We start from the raw sequence: 16476 nt of genomic DNA on the forward strand, positions 1-16476 counted from the left end.
ACCGGCCCCCGCACCTCCAGTGGAGGTCCCGGCGGCGATGGTCCGACCGGGGCAGTGCGTACGGGTGTGGGGCTGCTGGCGCACGGCGCTCGGCGCACGCGGCGACTTGGACCCGGACGGCACACTCCACGTCGTCATCGAACTGGACGAGGGCCCGCCGCTACGGGTCCGCTCCCGCGAGCCCCTGACCGTACGAGAGGCCGACGCACCCGCCACACCCAGGGCCACCGAGCCCGCGCCGGAGTGACCGGCTCCCGCGGGCTGCCGTGTTCCGACAGCCGTTATGCGCGGCCGGAACCGCGCGTCGGCGCCGCTGACACGCCTGCGGACTGAGGGGGACCGAAAGTGGATACGGTGGCGCAGTGCACATGAGAGAGAGCGGAGAGGAGGTCCCGAGGTGATCACCCGGATCGACATCGACGGGTACAAGTCCTTCGACGGTTTCACCCTGGATCTGGCACCGTTCACCGTTCTGATGGGGGCCAACGCCTCCGGCAAGTCGAACCTGCTGGAGGCCGTCGATCTGCTGGCGCACCTGATCCGGGAGCCGACCGGACAGACACTGGTCGATCACGCACGCAGAGGCGGCCCGAAGGAGCTGTTCCGGCGAGGCCCGAAGGGCGATCCGGCGGAGGCCATGCGGATCGCGGCCGATGTCATCGTGGACGGCCAAGTCGGCTACTGCCATCTCAGAGTCGAAGCCACCGTGGGGTACGCGGACCCGCCCGACCCGTTGCGGGTGCTTGTCGAGGTCTCCAACGTCCACGAGCACCATGACTGCCACCCCGATGTCGATGAACGCTACTTCCGCACGGTGTCCTCCCTGTCTCCCGCAGTGCGGTATACGGACAATGGAAAGTTTCACAGAAGTGAAACGCCGGTGCGGGAGAGCTTCTACGGCGATGAGTTGGCCGAAGCCACCAAGAACTGGCGGATCATCGAGCCCTCCCCCAAGGCGATGCGTGTCGTCTCCTCCACGTACGACACCGCTCCTCTCGCGGAGGACGGCAAGAACCTGGGCGCCGTTCTGGGACGGATCTCCCGCGATCCCGAGCGCTGGTACGACTTCACAGCGGATGCGGTGGCGCTGCTTCCCGATCTCGTCGACATCACCGTCGAGGCCAACACCTCATGGGATCAGTGGGATGTCTGGATCCAGCACCTGCACGAGCACCGCGTCAGCCCGAGCACCGCATCGGCGGGCACGTTGCGCGTGCTGGCACTGCTGGTGGCGGCCCACGACCCCGCTCACGAGGGGATTCTCATGTTCGAGGAGCCGGAGAACGGCCTCCATCCGGGCAGGGTCCCGCAGTTGCTGTCCAGGCTGAGGGGAAGGACGAGCGACCTCTCGACTCTCGCGTCGGGCAATGGCCGGCAGACCTTGGTCACCTCGCACTCTCCTGTTGCCCTCGCCGCCGCCTTGGAGGAGGTACCGGAGTCGGTCGTCTTCCTCGACTCGGTGACCCGCTTCGGTGACGGGCTGCCGCCCCGTCGTCTGACCCGGGCCAGGAAGGTCGCCACCAGTGGCGAACGGGGGACCTTCGTGACACCCCTTGAGGTGCGCAAATACCTCGATCCAGTGGGGCGGTTCACGCGTGGGGCGTAGATATTTCAGTTTGGCCCTGCTCACCGAGGGCGCCAGCGACCAATGGTTTCTCGGTCCGCTCATCGACCGGCAGATCGCCGCGTTGGCGCAGCGACCCGCGGTCGGTTTCGACTACTCAGGCGTCGTCACCGGTGAATGCTTCACGGTGGCACCACGGGTCGCGGTGGTACGCGAAGTGGCCGACCTTCTTCAGTACTTCGACGTAGTGATGATTCACCACGATCACAACGAGCGTGCCAAGGTCGATGCCATCAGGGAACACTTCGCGGCCGACGCCTCCCGCATCGTGGGTCTGGTTCCCGTACGCGAGACCGAGGCGTGGATGCTGGCGGATACCGATGCGCTGCGGAGGGCGTCACCCGGCAGCGACTCCGCGTGGGAGGTTCCCCACGATGTGGAGAAGATCGCGGATCCGAAGGCCGCGTTGAAAGCGGCGTTGGGGGGCCGCAGGGATGTCGAAAGCAGCTTCGATCGGTTGGGGCAGACGGTAGCCCTCGAAAAGCTGCTGAAACTCCCCGCATACCGTCGCTGGTTCAGCGAATTGGCCACAGCGATGCGGGAATTACGCTTTCTCTGAGGCGACTGTCCGGGGCCCTCCCACACCGAGGTGCGGGAGGGCCCCGTCAGACGATCAAGCGCTGGCCACCCCGGACCTCCGTACGCCCCGCCACCCCGTGGGAACGGCGCCAGCTCGCCGCCCTCGCCAAGCTGCACGCGCAAAAGCGCCGCCCCGCGCCCGCGCTACGGTCCGGAAGTCCGCGAATCGCCCTCTGCGGGAACTGCGACGGTCGCCGCCTGCTGCGCTCCCTGCGCCGGGGGCAAGCCGCGATCATCCCGTGCCGCCACTGCCGGGCCACCGGTTGGAACCTTGTGCGCTGAAGGGGGGCCGGCGTGGTGGTCTCAGCTCAGAGTTCTTGCTGTTTGACACCGGGCGGGAGGAGGCAGGGGGTGACGGCGATCAGCACGATGCTTTGCGCATCGAGGTCTTCGACGGAGACAAACTGGTGGTCCTTCGGATGTTTGGCGTCTACCAGGTTGATAGGGTCCTTGCTCGGATCGGACCGGTAGCCCTGGATCTCGAAGCCCTTGTCTTTTAGCGTGTCTCTGATCGTGCGGATGGCCGCAGCCTGCCGTTCCCTGGGCAGCTTGGCCCGCACGCTGTAGCGCAGTGTGAACCGGCCATCGTCGGCGACCTCGTTGTTCTTGCCTACGCAGTCGGTGAACTTCGCGGCGGGCAGATCGGGGTCGGTCTCGGGCTCGATCTCGGCCTGTGCGGTGCGCGCCATGGATTCGGCCCAGTGCCGTGCCCACTCCTCGGCCTTCTCCTTGCTCATACGGGGCAGAGGATCGTTGATCGCACTGTTGGACATGCAGCCTCCCAGGAGCAGGGCGAGAACCAGGGCCGTAGTGCCCCGGCGCAGTACGGATGAGGAAGGGGAGTGCTTGAGGGCCATCAGCCCGGTCCTCCGTCTTTCGGCGTCTTACCGGCGATGATGCGTCCCTGGTTCTCCAGGCTCTGACTGCCGTCGTCCCAGTAGCCGCTGTGCCCGCTGGTGTCCACGTACATTCTCTGGGCGCCGAACTCCGACTCCTTCGGGTCGGCGCCCAATGTGAGGCCCGAGGCCACGTTGGAGATCGGGTCATTGTCGGCGGCGCCCACCCACAGGTGCTCGGGGTCGATCTGGAGCTGATCGGCCCGGTCGACGGTCAGCCCGGGACTGCCGAGCATCACCATGTCGTCCGCGTCCAGCCCTTGGCCCCCGGCGTCCGCTGCCCCTGCGGTCGTGGAGCCGTAACTGTGCGCGAGGACAGTCAGATGGGTGGGTTCACCCTCATGGGCGGCGCGGAGACCGTGTGTGAAGCCGCGCAGATCTCCGCCCCCGACCTGTGCCCGGTCCTTGGAAGCGACGCTGTTGTTCAACTCGGGAGCGTCGTAACCGAGCCAGGCGATGACCGAGACGTCCTTTCCGCCTTCTCCGGTTCGTGAGCTGGCCACATCCTGCAACTTGTTGATGCGGTTGATCTGACCTCCGAAGTTGTCCAGTTGGTTGTCCGTACCGGGAACCTGGACGGCCGTGTGCTTGGCCGTGTCCGGGTTACCGATCGCCACGATCGCGCGCCCGTCCCCCTGCGTACTCAGGCCGAGCAGATACTGCCGCTTGTGGGCACGGCCGGTATCCATCTTCTCCAGGCTGTCCTTGAGGCTGCTCAAGGACCGGAAGTGGCTCCTCTCCTGGTAGCCCAGGTCTCCCTCCCGCAGCGCGTAGTCATTGAGCCGCATATCCAGCACCGTCCGGTTGGCCTGGTCCCGGGTGGTCGCGGGGAGGCCGTCCAGCGCGCCGAGCTGTTCCGGGAGCGCGGCCAGGTAGAGGTGCTGGTCGTCCTCGCCCAGGCCGGCCCACCACTTCGCCGCCTGTGCCGGGTCCTTGCCGTCCGGGAAGTCCTTCCGGTCGATCCCGGCGAACTCGGCGACCCGCGCGGCGTCCTCCTGGGCCTGTGCGCCGCCGTACCGCTTGTCCAGGTCGAACGGGTCGATCCGGTGCAGGAGTTCGGCCGCCTCGTAGCTGGCGGTCTCGGCTTCGGTGAGGGCCTCCTCGATACGGGAACGGAAGCCGCCGAGCCCGGTGTTGGCCTGCTGCTGGAGGCCCGCGTAGTCGGGGTCGTTGCGGTACGCGGGGTCGAGGGCCTGCCTCGGTTCCACCCAGCCGTCGTCCCGGACCGTGTGCCCCGCCGCCTCCGCGTCGGTCACCGCGTTGCGCAGTGTGCGTTGAGCCGCCTCCATCTTGGTCCGGAGGGTGTCCAGGGTGGTGGTGATCAGCTGGGCATCGAGCTGCGCTGTGCCCAGCTTGGTCTCCGTTGCTTCCATCGCGCCGAAGCCGTAGGTGGCGCCGAGCCCGGTCCAGTTCGCTCTGTGGAGTGGTCCCGTTACCCGCTTGCCGCTGTTGGTCCGGGTCCTTCCCAGCGCCTCGGCGAGCTTCTGCCAGGAGGAGACCGCCGCTTCCAGATCCGACAAGTCCTGCGTGAACAGCCGCCTGAAGTTCTCCGGCATCGCGCCCGCCTCACCAGCCCTTGAAGGAGCTGAGAACTTCCTGCTCCATGATGTCGCGGCCGTTCGCCAGCAGCCGCAGCCCCCGCGCGTGCTCGGTGAGGTTGTCGCGCAGCGCGCCGAGTGCGCCGCCCCAGCCCTCGCCGGTCTCCGCCATTCGCGGGCCGGCGGTCCAGTGGCGTAAGGAGGACGAAGCGGCGGTCAAGTCGTCCACCGCCTTCTTCAGGACCGGCCGGAGATCCGTCACCAGGGTGTCCGCCGCCCCGGCCGAGGCTCTCAACTCGCCCGCGGAAATGTTGAGGTCGTAGACCACGCGTTCTCACTCTCCGATGTCGTCAAGTAACTGTGTGCTTACGCGTGATCATATTCAGGAGAGCCCTCCCCTGAGCCGGGAAAGACGTGGACAAGAGAGGGGGAGCGGGGGCTGTGAGCCACCGCAGACGGCCGTAGCGCGCGGGGCGATTACGCTGGGACGTCGACCCGCCCTCCGGCGGGTCGGTCGACCACCGGTCGAGTTTCCCCCGTACAGGAGCGTTGATGGCGGTCAATCTGGTCAATGTCGAGGCAGTCACCAAGGTGTACGGCACCCGTGCGCTGCTCGACGGTGTCTCTCTCGGCGTCTCCGAGGGGGACCGGATCGGCGTCGTCGGGCGGAACGGGGACGGCAAGACCACCCTCATCCGGATGCTCGCCAAGCTGGAGGAGACCGATACGGGGCGGGTCACCCACAGTGGTGGGCTGCGGCTCGGTGTGCTGACGCAGCACGACTCCCTCGACCCCACCGCCACCGTCCGGCACGAGGTCATCGGTGATCTCGCCGACCACGAGTGGGCCGGGAACGCCAAGATCCGCGATGTGCTCACCGGGCTCTTCGGCGGGCTCGACCTGCCCGGCTTCCCGCAGGGGCTCGACACCGTCATCGCGCCGCTCTCCGGCGGTGAGCGGCGGCGGATCGCGCTCGCCAAGCTGCTGATCGGCGAGCCGGAGCTGATCGTGCTCGACGAGCCCACCAACCACCTCGACGTCGAGGGCATCGCCTGGCTCGCCGAGCATCTGCGCGCCCGCCGCTCCGCGCTTGTCTGCGTCACCCACGACCGGTGGTTCCTCGACCAGGTCTGCACCAAGATGTGGGACGTCCAGCGCGGCGCCGTCCACGAGTACGAGGGCGGCTACTCCGACTACGTCTTCGCCCGCGCCGAGCGCGAGCGCATCGCGGCGACCGAGGAAGTCAAGCGTAAGAACCTCGTCCGCAAGGAGCTGGCCTGGCTGCGGCGCGGCGCCCCCGCCCGTACGTCCAAGCCGCGCTTCCGGATCGAGGCGGCCAACGAGCTGATCGCCGACGTGCCGCCGCCGCGCGACACCTCCGAGCTGATGAAGTTCGCCAACGCCCGGCTCGGCAGGACCGTCTTCGACCTGGAGGACGTCACCGTCCAGGCCGGCCCCAAGGTGCTGCTCGCCCACCTCACGTGGCAGCTCGGCCCCGGCGACCGGATCGGCCTGGTCGGCGTCAACGGCGCGGGCAAGACCTCGCTGCTGCGCGCCCTCGCCGAGGCCGCGCGCAGCCAGGGTGACGTACAGCCGGAGGCGGGGAAGGTCGTCGTCGGGCGGACGGTGAAGCTCGCGTACCTCTCGCAGGAGGTCACCGAGCTGAAGCCGACCCTGCGGGTGCTCGAAGCGGTCCAGCAGGTACGGGACCGGGTCGACCTCGGCAAGGGCCGGGAGATGACCGCGGGCCAGCTCTGCGAGCAGTTCGGCTTCACGAAGGAGAAGCAGTGGACGCCGGTCGGTGACCTCTCCGGCGGTGAGCGGCGCCGGCTCCAGCTGCTGCGGCTGCTGATGGACGAGCCGAACGTCCTCTTCCTCGACGAGCCCACCAACGACCTCGACATCGAGACGCTCAACCAGCTGGAGGACCTGCTCGACGGCTGGCCCGGCTCCATGGTCGTCATCTCGCACGACCGGTTCTTCATCGAGCGGACCACCGACAAGGTGATGGCGCTCCTCGGGGACCGCTCCCTGCGGATGCTGCCGCGCGGGATCGACGAGTACCTGGAGCGCCGCCGCAGGCTCGTCGAGTCCGCTGTCCCGGCGTCCGCGTCCAACTCCGCGGCTGCCGCGACGGCCGGGGCGGCCGACGGTGGGGCGGTTTCGGCCAAGGACAACCGTGCCGCGAAGAAGGAGCTCCAGAAGATCGAGCGGCAGGTCGCCAAGATGGACGGCCAGGAGAAGACCCTCCACCAGCAGATCGCCGATAACGCCACAGATTTCGAGAAGGTGGCGAAACTGGACGCGCAGCTCCGTGAACTCAAGGCCGAGCGCGACGAGTTGGAAATGCGCTGGCTGGAGCTGGCGGAGGACGCCTAGCAGGATGCGTAGAGACGGTGTGCAGAGCGCATAACGAGCGCGTCACGGGCCGGTCCTCCCTTGGGAACAGGGGCGGACCGGCCCGTCCCGTACGTCCGTCCGAGTGATAGAAAGAAGCCCCGCTCGACTGATGTGACGATGCGGAACCCATGCCCGAATCGCTCCATTCCGGCCGACCGTTCTGTCCGGCCGCCGGGATCGCGGGGGAGTCCGACCGGGTCGTGATCCGCAGCAAAACAGGGGGAAAGCGCTGATGACCCAGCCACCCAGCCAGCAACCGCCGCAGGGGGGCTTCGGAGCTCCGCAGGATCCACCACAGGGTCCGCCTCAGGGGCCGCCACAGGGTTCGCCGTACGGGGGAGCGCAGCCGCCGGCCCAGCCGCCGACGCCGCCCGCGCAGCCGCCGCAGATGCCGGCCCAGCCGCCGCAGGCGCCCGCGCAGCCGCCCCAGGCGCCGCCCGCGCCCGCCGCGGGGCCCGGATACGGATACCCGCAGACGCCGCCCGGCGGTCAGCCCGGATACGGCTACCCGCAGGCACCCGGCCAGGCGCCGGGCCCGTACCAGCAGCCGGGACCGTACAACCAGGCGCCGGGGCCGTACCAGCAGCAGCCGGGTCCGTACGGTCAGCAGCCGGGCCCGTACAACCCACAGCCCGGATACGGCTATCCCTCCCAGCCCGGCGCGCCCACCGCGCCCTACGGCGGCAACCCCGGTGGTCCCGGCGGCCCCGGTGGCAAGAACTTCCTCAAGGGGAAGCCCGGAGTCATCGTCGCGGCGGCCGTGGCCGGGCTCCTGGTGGTCGGCGGCGGTACGTGGTTCGCCCTCAGCGGCGACGACGGCGGCCAGGGGAAGAACCCGGTCGCGAACAAGAGCGAGGACGCGAAGACCGACGGCTCCTCCGGCTCGGGCTCCGACGACGACGTCGACACGGGCGACGGCAGCGGCAGCGGCCGGGAGGCGAACGACGACCTCAACGCCGGTCGCAAGGACGGCGAGTCCAAGATCGCCTGGCTCCAGACCAACGATGTGGACCTCCCGAAGAACGGCTCCGACGTGTACGGCCCGTGGCTCGTCGGCGACACCGTCGTCAAGGCCATGTACAAGTCGGTCGTCGGCTACTCCGCGAGCGACGGCAAGAAGAAGTGGACGATCCCGACCAGCGCCCCCGTGTGCGCCGCGCCCCACTCGGCGACGGACGACGGCAAGATCGTCATCGCTTTCGAGGACTCGAACACCGAGAAGGCGAAGTGCACACAGCTCCAGATGATCGACCTCACCACCGGCAAGGCCGGCTGGAAGAAGACGGTCGCCCAGCACGGGACCTGGGACTTCGTCAGTGAACTGACGCTGGCGATCAGTGGGGACACCGTCGCCGTCGGCCGCTCCAGCAACTCCGACGGCTACCGCGTCAGCGACGGCAAGGAGCTCTTCGGCAAGCAGGACGGCGACTGCCAGCCCGAGTCGTTCGCCGGCGGCGCCAAGCTGATCGCCGGCATGGACTGCGGCCTGGAGGACAAGCGGGTCTCGGAGCTGGACCCGACCACCGGCAAGGCCAAGTGGTCGTACCGGCTCAAGAAGGGCTGGGACCTCCAGAAGGTCTACTCCATCAACCCGCTGGTCATCTCGGTGGAGAACAGCGACGAGAAGACCTGGAGCATCCTCGGGCTCAATGCGAACGGCTCCCTGCGTTCACAGCTCGACGGCGGCAAGGACAAGTTCCAGCCCAACTGCGGCGGCGGCTTCATCGTCTTCGGTCAGAACCTGGAGGGCTGCGTCGGGGTCGCCGCGGACGCGAACAACTTCTACATCGCGACCGCGCCCGAGTCGGACTCCACCTCGCGTACCAACGAGGTCATCGCCTTCAGCCTGGACACCGGAAAGCCCAAGTGGCGCTCCAAGGCGCCCGAGGGCCGGACGATGACGCCGCTGCGGATGGAGGGCGGCAAGGTCCTCCTCTACATGGACGCCCGGTACGACAAGGGCGGAATGGTCGCGACGATCGAGCCGACCGGTGGCGACCCGAAGACGATCCAGCAGCACCCGGCGTCGACGTCCCAGATCGAGAGCTCCTTCTACTCGGCGAAGTACCTCTACGCGGACGGCCGGTTCTATCTGGCCAGCGGCCGGGTCAGCGCGAGCAACGACGAAGAGGAACTGCAGACGAAGACCATGATGGCCTTCGACGACTGACGTCACGCGTCGAGCCCCGTTCGCGGGCCCTCCTCACTCCTCTCCCTTCTGACTTTCCCGAGGTACGTACGCCATGACGCAGCCACCTCCACCGCCGCCCAACCAGCCCCCGACCCCGCCGGGTCAGCCCCCGCAGGGCGGATTCGGCGCCCCGCAGGAACCGCCCGCGGGCGGGTTCGGCGCCCCGCAGGACCCGCCGCCCGGTGGCTTCGGCGCGCCGCCGCCGCCGCAGGATCCGGCGTACGGGTATCCGCAGACGCCGCCCCAGACGCCCCCGCCCCCGCAGGGGTACGGCTACCCGGGCCAGCCGGGCCAGCCCGGGCAGCCGGGGCAGCCGCAAGGCCCGTACGCCCAGCAGGCTCCGTACGGGCAGCAGGCTCCGTACGGGCAGCAGGGCCCCTACGCCCAGCAGGGTCCGTACGCTCAGCAAGGTCCGTACGGTGCCCCCGGCATGCCCGGTGGGCCCGGCGGCCCCGCCGCGCCCGGGGGCGGCAAGAAGCCGAACCGGCAGCTGCAGATCATCGTTGCCGCGGCCGTCGCCGTCGTGCTGATCATCGGCGGCGGCATCTGGTTCGCGTCCTCCGGCGGTGACTCCGACAACGACGCCAAGGGCGGCTCGTCCGGCGCCACCGAGGGCGGCACCGGCGGCGGCAAGGGTGTCGAGGGCGGCGGCTCGGAGAAGGCGTCGTCCAACACCAAGTCCACGGTCGGCTACCAGATCCCGCTGCCCAAGGTCACCGACATCACCGATGTCACCGGCTCCTGGCTCACCGACACCGCCTATGTGAAGACGGGCCTCAACCAGATCGTCGGGTACGACCGCGACAAGGGCACCCAGCTCTGGACGATCCCGCTGGCCGGCCAGGTCTGCGCGGCGACCAAGCACGTCACGGACGAGAAGCTGACCGCGATCGCGTTCGAGCCCGCCAAGCGCACCAGCAGCAAGGACTACCAGCAGTGCACCGAGGTCGGCGTGATCGACCTGGCGGCGGGCAAGCTGGTCTGGAGCAAGTCCGTCCAGGGGTCCAACTCCGGTGACGACAAGGTGCGTTTCAGCGAGGTCACCCTCAGCGGAGACACCGTCGCGGCGGGCGGCACGGACGGTGGCGCGGCGTTCGCCGTCGCCGACGGCAAAATTCGCTGGAAGCCCGAGGTGAGCGCCGAGGGCTGCTACGACATGGGGTACGGCGGGGGCGAGGGGCTGGTCGCGGCCCGCAAGTGCGGTTCGTACGACGACCCGCAGGTCTCGATCCAGAACGTGAACCCGCTCACGGGTGCCGTGATCTCGACGTTCAAGATGCCCGCCGGGGTCAGCTACGCGGGGATCATCTCCACCAAGCCGCTCGTCGTCGCGGCCGACGTCGGTGACACCGCGAGTGGCGGCAGCAGCATTTCGGACTTCTTCTCGATCGACGAGAAGACCGGCAAGCTGCGCGCCAAGTTCCCGGCGGGGAACATGGCGGCGGAGTGCGGCGCCACCGAGGTCGAGAAGTGCCAGCACCTCGCGGTCGGCAACGACCGGCTCTACCTGCCGACCGAGGAGCACGACGCGCCGGGCGAGGACTACGGCGACACGAACGAGATCATCTCGTACGACCTCGCCACCGGGAAGACCACCTCGGACCGGGCCGACGCGGGCGGTACGTACACGATCTCCCCGCTGCGCATGGACGGCAACAACATCATCGCCTACAAGCGGCCCCCGTACGACAAGGGCGGTGAGATCGTCTCCATCGACGGCGGCAGCTTCAAGCAGACGGTGCTGATGAAGAACCCGTCCGACGAGTCGGTCCGTGACGCGGAGACCGGCTTCAGCGAGGACTACTCGGAGGTCCTCTACGGCGACGGCCGACTGTTCATCTCGGACGTCATGCTGAGCAAGCCGTCGACCGCGAGCGACCGGAAGGAATACCTCGCGGTGATGTTCTCGGTGCACTGAAGGACGCACTGACGGACGCACTGACGGGATGCGCCGACCCGGCGCTCACGACCCGCGTCGTACGACATGATGAGCGGCCCCGCCGGAGGACGGCGGGGCCGCTCACGCATGATCAGAGAGTGATCCTTTCGCGTCCCCGGAACGGCTGAATGTGCGGTCAACTTGCCCTGAACAGGACGAATTTCGCTGATCCGGGGGGCTTCTGACCGGTAAGGGGCGCGCGATGTCGAACAAGCGTGTAGCTTGCCGGGTCAGAGGCCGGGGGGCCAGGGACCAGCGGGGATGGGGGTTGCTCGATGGGCGTGCGGCTCATGGTGGTCGACGATCACAGATTGCTTGCCGAGGCGCTCGCCTCCGCACTGAAACTGCGCGGGCACCGGGTGCTCGCGGCGGCGGCGCCGACCGCGGGCGTGGCGGAGCTGGTGGTGAGCAGGGCGCCGGAGGTGTGCCTGATGGGTACGGCGGCACCGGCGGAGCCGGGCGCGTTCGACCCGATCGTACGGATCAAGCGGGAGCGCCCGCAGGTGGCGGTCGTGGTGCTGGGCCCGGTGCCCAGCCCGCGCGGCATCGCGGCGGCGTTCGCGGCCGGCGCGTCGGGCTACGTACGGCACGACGAGCGCATCGAGGGCGTCGAGCGGGCCATGGTCAAGGCGCGGGCGGGGGAGGCGGCGGTCGCGCCGCAGCTCCTCCAGGGCGCGTTCACGGAACTGCTCAACCCGGCGGCCCAGCCGGACGACGAGGGCCAGCGGCTGCTGCGGATACTCACCCCGCGCGAGATCGAGGTCCTCGTCCGGGTCGCGGAGGGCGAGGACACCCGGCTGATCGCGGCGGGCATGGGCATAGCGCCGAGCACGGCCAGGACGCATGTGCAGCGGGTCCTGATGAAACTGGGCGTCGGCTCCCGGCTGGAGGCCGCGGCCCTGGCGGCCCGCACGGGCCTCTTGGACCGCGCCGCCGTACTGACGACGCGCCCCCGGACGCCGACAGACCCGGACCCGGGCCCGACCGGGTGAGGGCCGGGCCCGGAAGTATGCCCGGCGGGCTACTTGTTGAGGTCCAGGACGGCGACGCGCAGGCCCTCGTAGTTCTCGGGCGCGACCGTCGCGACGATCGCGCCGGCCGGCCGGTCGGCTGTCGGCGTGGCCGTGACCGTGGCGTGCGCGATCCCGATCGGCACGCCTGTCCGGGCCAGTTCGGCGACCTGGAGACTTCCGGGGAAGTCCAGGTCGACGGTGTGTAACGCGTCCAGAGAGCCGGCGTGGACCCCGACTCCCTCCCGTTTGCGATCGGCTTCGAGGAGGCAGAGCGTGGGTACGAGGAGGCGCACATCGGGGTCGCGGTAACCGCGCATGACGAGGGTCGAGGCGGGCCTGTTCCCGCCGCCCAGGGCCAGCAGGGTCGGATCGTCGAGGATGAGGTGCTGAAGGCTCACGCGGCGTCCTGGATCTCGTTCGTTCCGGCGGTTCCGGCCCCGCCGTCGGCGTCGGCGGTTCCGGCCCCGCCGTCGGCGCCGGCGGTTCCGGCCCCGCCGTCGGTGTCGGCTGCTCCGGCCCCGCCGTTGGTCCCGGCCGCTCCGGCGGGCTCGGTGGCCTCCGCCGTTCCGCCGGCGTACGCGCGGTGGAAGGCCGCGTCGATCTTCCGCTGCATCGCGGTCTCGTCGGCGTCGCTGACCAGCACCCCGAAGTGTTCGGAGAGGTACTGCCTCGCCTGCGCTGCCCTCTCCTCCCGTTCCTCGGGCGTCAGCGTGGACTCCGCGAACTCCTGGAGCAGGGCCCTGATGGAGATCGAGCGGGCCTCGGCCAGTACGGCGAGGCGGTCGCGGACGGTATCGGGGACACGGATCATCACGTCTTTTGCGTCTTTCACGCGGCCAGGATACGGCGCGTATACGCCCCGTCGCGTCCGTTCTTCATTTCCGATCCGAACTCTCCTCTCCTGATCTCAAGGCCCTTCCCTCTTGACCTCGACTGTCGATTTGTGATTTATTGTGTTTGCTTTTGTTTGATTGGAGCGCGAGGGAGTCCCGTAGTGAAGAAGACGTCGACCCGACTCGCCGACGGGCGCGAGATCGTCTATTACGACTCCCGGGACGACGCCGTCCGCGACGCCCCCGACCGCCGTCCGCTCGGCCCCGTCGCCACCACCTCCGAGATACGCCACGACCCCCTCCTCGGCGACTCCGTCGCCATCGCCTCGCACCGGCAGGCCCGTACGTACCACCCGCCCGCCGACGAGTGCCCCCTCTGCCCGTCCCGGGACGGGCGGCTCAGCGAGATCCCCGAGCCGGAGTACGACGTCGCCGTCTTCGAGAACCGCTTCCCGTCCCTCGCCGGGGACTCCGGGCGGTGCGAGGTTGTCTGTTTCACCTCCGACCACGACGCGTCCTTCGCCGACCTCGGCGACGAACAGGCCGCCCTCGTCCTTGAGGCCTGGACCGACCGCACCGCCGAGCTGGCCGAACTCCCCCAGGTCGAGCAGGTCTTCGCGTTCGAGAACCGCGGCGCCGAGATCGGCGTGACGCTCGCTCATCCGCACGGGCAGATCTACGCGTACCCCTTCGTCACCCCGCGCTCCGCGCTGATGCTCCGCTCCGTGGCCGCGCACCGCGAGGCGACGGGCCGCAACCTCTTCGACGACCTCGTGGCGAAGGAGGTCGCGGACGGGTCCAGGATCGTGCTCGACGGCGAGCACTGGGTCGCGTTCGTGCCGTACGCCGCGCACTGGCCGTACGAGATCCACCTCCACCCCAAGCGGCGCGTCCCCGACCTGCGGGGGCTCGACGACGCGGCGCGCACAGAATTCCCACAGATCTATCTGGAACTCTTGAGGCGCTTCGACCGGATCTTCGGCGAAGGTGAACCGCCCACGCCCTACATCGCCGCCTGGCACCAGGCCCCCTTCCGGGCCGCCGGACGGGACGATTTCGCGCTTCACCTTGAGCTTTTCACCATCCGCCGCACTTCCGGCAAGCTGAAATTCCTCGCGGGTTCCGAATCCGGCATGAGTGTGTTCATCAACGATGTGCCGCCGGAGGCCGCGGCCGAGCGACTGCGAGAGGTAGCAAGCGAGTGAGCGCGAAGAAGTACCTGGTCACGGGCGGTGCGGGATATGTCGGCAGCGTGGTCGCCGCACATCTGCTGGAGGCGGGGCACGCGGTGACGGTGCTCGACGACCTCTCCACCGGCTTCAGCGCCGGGGTCCCGGAGGGCGCCGAGTTCATCGAGGGCCGTATCCAGGACGCCGCCGAGTACCTCGATTCCTCGTACGACGCCGTGCTCCACTTCGCCGCGTCCTCGCAGGTCGGCGAGTCCGTCGCCAAGCCCGAGAAGTACTGGGAGAACAACGTCGGCGGCTCCATGGCGCTGCTCTCCGCCATGCGCTCCGCCGGCGTGCGCAAGCTGGTCTTCTCCTCCACCGCCGCGACCTACGGCGAGCCCGTCTCCACGCCCATCACGGAGACCGACCCGACCGCCCCCACCAGCCCGTACGGCGCCACGAAGCTCGCCGTCGACCACATGATCGGCGGCGAGTGCGCCGCGCACGGCCTCGCGGCGGTCTCGCTGCGCTACTTCAACGTCGCCGGCGCGTACGCCGCGCGCTCCGGCGTGACGGCGGGCGAGCGCCACGACCCCGAGTCGCACCTCATCCCGCTCGTCCTCCAGGTCGCCCTCGGCACCCGCCCGTCGATCTCCGTCTACGGCGACGACTACCCGACGCCGGACGGCACCTGCGTACGCGACTACATCCACGTCGCGGACCTCGCCGAGGCGCACCTGCTCGCGCTGGACGCCGCCACCGGGGGCGAGCACCTGATCTGCAACCTCGGCAACGGCAACGGCTTCTCGGTCCGCGAGGTCATCGAGACCGTACGCAAGGTCACCGGCCACCCGATCCCCGAGGTCATGGCCGCGCGCCGGGACGGCGACCCGGCCGTCCTCGTCGCCTCCGCCGAGACCGCGCACCGCCGCCTGGGCTGGACCCCGAGCCGCGCCGACCTGGCGGGCATCGTCGCGGACGCGTGGGCGTTCGCGCGCCCCGAGCACTGACGAGCACCAGGGCTGCCACGAGCCCGCACGAACGAAGGAGAACCAGGGTGAGCGAGAGCGGCACCAACGTCAGCACGGTGACCGGCGCGACCGGTGAGGCCGGCACGACCGGTGAGGCCGGTGACACCGGCGCGAGGGTGGTCGAGCAGTTCCAGCAGCTCTACGGCGCCGCCCCCGACGGCGTCTGGGCCGCCCCGGGACGGGTCAACCTGATCGGCGAGCACACGGACTACAACGACGGCTTCGTCATGCCGCTGGCCCTGCCGCACCGGGCCGTCGCCGCCGTGTCCCGCCGGACCGACCACGTCCTGCGCGTGCACTCCGCCGACATCCCCGGTGGCATCGTCCAGCTCGACGCCGCCGCTCTCGTCCCGCTCTCCGACACCGGCTGGGCCGCCTACCCCGCGGGCGTCGTCTGGGCGCTCCGCGAGGCGGGCCACCCCGTCGCCGGCGCCGACATCCACCTCGCCTCGACCGTCCCGACCGGCGCCGGGCTCTCCTCCTCCGCCGCGCTGGAGGTCGTCACCGCGCTCGCCCTGAACGACCTGTACGAACTGGGCCTGACCGCGACCGAACTGGCCGTCCTCGCGCAGCGCGCCGAGAACGACTTCGTCGGCGTGCCGTGCGGCGTCATGGACCAGATGGCCTCGGCCTGCTGCGCCGAGGGGCACGCCCTCCACCTGGACACCCGTGACCTGACCCAGCGGCAGGTGCCGTTCGACCTCGCCGCGAAGGGGCTGCGGCTGCTCGTCGTGGACACCCGGGTCCAGCACGAACTGGGCGACGGCGCGTACGCCGAGCGGCGCGCCGGGTGCGAGGCGGGCGCGCGGGCGCTCGGGGTGCCCGCCCTGCGGGACATCGCGTACGCGGAACTGCCCGCCGCCCTCGACCGGTTGGCGGCGCTGGGCGAGAGCGCAACCGTACGCGCCTACACCCGCCATGTCGTGACCGAGAACCACCGGGTCGAGCGGGTCATCGCCCTGCTCGACGCGGGCGACGTCCGCGCGGTCGGCCCGGTGCTCACCGAGGGGCACGCCTCGCTCCGCGACGACCTGCGGGTCTCCTGCGCGGAGCTGGACCTGGTGGTCAGCTCGGCGACGGCGGCCGGCGCGCTCGGCGCCCGGATGACGGGCGGCGGCTTCGGCGGCTCGGCGATCGTCCTGGTCGAGGCGGACGCGGCCGACGCGACGGCGAAGTCGGTCACCGAGGCGTTCGCGGCGGCGGGTTACGCGGCGCCGCGCATCTTCCCGGCGATCCCGTCGCGAGGTGCGTACCGCGGGTGAC

The 16476-nt window shown here is 69.8% G+C and carries 14 protein-coding genes and 1 pseudogene; 10 read left to right on the forward strand and 5 right to left on the reverse strand.

Annotated features, from left to right (window positions below; genetic code table 11):
- The 3 genes and pseudogenes from AB0P17_RS33590 to AB0P17_RS33600 all read left to right on the forward strand — a co-directional run.
- Positions 1-247, forward strand: a pseudogene (locus AB0P17_RS33590) (hypothetical protein); the annotation flags it as partial.
- Positions 248-397: 150 nt separating this feature from the next.
- Entirely contained in the window at positions 398-1606 is a 1209-nt protein-coding gene (locus tag AB0P17_RS33595; RefSeq protein ID WP_365816987.1) for an AAA family ATPase, read from the forward strand.
- Positions 1607-1616: 10 nt separating this feature from the next.
- Positions 1617-2183, forward strand: coding sequence for a hypothetical protein (locus AB0P17_RS33600; protein ID WP_365816990.1), 567 nt, complete (start codon positions 1617-1619; stop codon positions 2181-2183).
- Between the two features lie 328 nt (positions 2184-2511).
- Here the strand turns inward: AB0P17_RS33600 and AB0P17_RS33605 are convergent, their stop codons facing one another.
- From AB0P17_RS33605 to AB0P17_RS33615, 3 genes are all read right to left on the reverse strand, one after another.
- Positions 2512-2940, reverse strand: a complete 429-nt coding sequence (locus AB0P17_RS33605; protein WP_365816992.1) for a hypothetical protein — start codon at positions 2938-2940, stop codon at positions 2512-2514.
- Positions 2941-3059: 119 nt separating this feature from the next.
- On the reverse strand, positions 3060-4655 hold the full coding sequence (locus tag AB0P17_RS33610) for an alpha/beta hydrolase (RefSeq protein WP_365816994.1): 1596 nt from the start codon (positions 4653-4655) through the stop codon (positions 3060-3062).
- A gap of 10 nt (positions 4656-4665) precedes the next feature.
- A complete protein-coding gene (locus AB0P17_RS33615) occupies positions 4666-4965 on the reverse strand; it encodes a hypothetical protein (protein WP_365816996.1) in 300 nt (99 codons plus the stop codon).
- 224 nt (positions 4966-5189) lie between these two features.
- Between AB0P17_RS33615 and AB0P17_RS33620 the strand changes: the two genes are divergently transcribed.
- From AB0P17_RS33620 to AB0P17_RS33635, 4 genes are all read left to right on the forward strand, one after another.
- Positions 5190-7016 (forward strand): ABC-F family ATP-binding cassette domain-containing protein, encoded by a 1827-nt coding sequence (locus AB0P17_RS33620; protein WP_365816998.1) that lies wholly within the window; start codon positions 5190-5192, stop codon positions 7014-7016.
- Between the two features lie 253 nt (positions 7017-7269).
- Positions 7270-9207 carry a PQQ-binding-like beta-propeller repeat protein gene (locus AB0P17_RS33625; protein WP_365817000.1) on the forward strand — a complete coding sequence of 646 codons (1938 nt, stop codon included), beginning with the start codon at positions 7270-7272 and terminating at the stop codon, positions 9205-9207.
- 73 nt (positions 9208-9280) lie between these two features.
- The gene (locus tag AB0P17_RS33630) at positions 9281-11146 is read left to right on the forward strand and encodes a PQQ-binding-like beta-propeller repeat protein (RefSeq protein WP_365817002.1); all 1866 of its coding nucleotides are present in this window, start codon (positions 9281-9283) and stop codon (positions 11144-11146) included.
- A gap of 296 nt (positions 11147-11442) precedes the next feature.
- Complete coding sequence (locus AB0P17_RS33635) at positions 11443-12159, forward strand: LuxR C-terminal-related transcriptional regulator (protein ID WP_365817005.1); 717 nt, start codon at positions 11443-11445, stop codon at positions 12157-12159.
- A 29-nt stretch (positions 12160-12188) separates the two neighbouring features.
- Here the strand turns inward: AB0P17_RS33635 and AB0P17_RS33640 are convergent, their stop codons facing one another.
- Positions 12189-12578, reverse strand: a complete 390-nt coding sequence (locus AB0P17_RS33640; protein ID WP_365817007.1) for a hypothetical protein — start codon at positions 12576-12578, stop codon at positions 12189-12191.
- Positions 12575-13012: a hypothetical protein gene (locus AB0P17_RS33645; protein ID WP_365817009.1), complete on the reverse strand. Its 438-nt coding sequence runs from the start codon at positions 13010-13012 to the stop codon at positions 12575-12577. The genes AB0P17_RS33640 and AB0P17_RS33645 overlap by 4 nt, the downstream gene beginning before the upstream one ends.
- A 162-nt stretch (positions 13013-13174) precedes the next feature.
- Here AB0P17_RS33645 and galT point away from each other — a divergent pair, with 162 nt between their 5' ends.
- The 3 genes from galT to galK all read left to right on the forward strand — a co-directional run bounded on the left by galT (position 13175) and on the right by galK (position 16475).
- Positions 13175-14218, forward strand: coding sequence for a galactose-1-phosphate uridylyltransferase (galT, locus tag AB0P17_RS33650; RefSeq protein WP_365817011.1), 1044 nt, complete (start codon positions 13175-13177; stop codon positions 14216-14218).
- Positions 14215-15192, forward strand: coding sequence for a UDP-glucose 4-epimerase GalE (galE, locus tag AB0P17_RS33655; RefSeq protein ID WP_365817013.1), 978 nt, complete (start codon positions 14215-14217; stop codon positions 15190-15192). The genes galT and galE overlap by 4 nt, the downstream gene beginning before the upstream one ends.
- 137 nt (positions 15193-15329) lie before the next feature.
- Positions 15330-16475: a galactokinase gene (gene galK, locus AB0P17_RS33660; RefSeq protein WP_365817076.1), complete on the forward strand. Its 1146-nt coding sequence runs from the start codon at positions 15330-15332 to the stop codon at positions 16473-16475.
- Position 16476 lies beyond the last annotated feature (1 nt).

Origin of the sequence: Streptomyces sp. NPDC088124, assembly GCF_040685895.1 — a bacterium.
GTDB lineage: Bacteria > Actinomycetota > Actinomycetes > Streptomycetales > Streptomycetaceae > Streptomyces.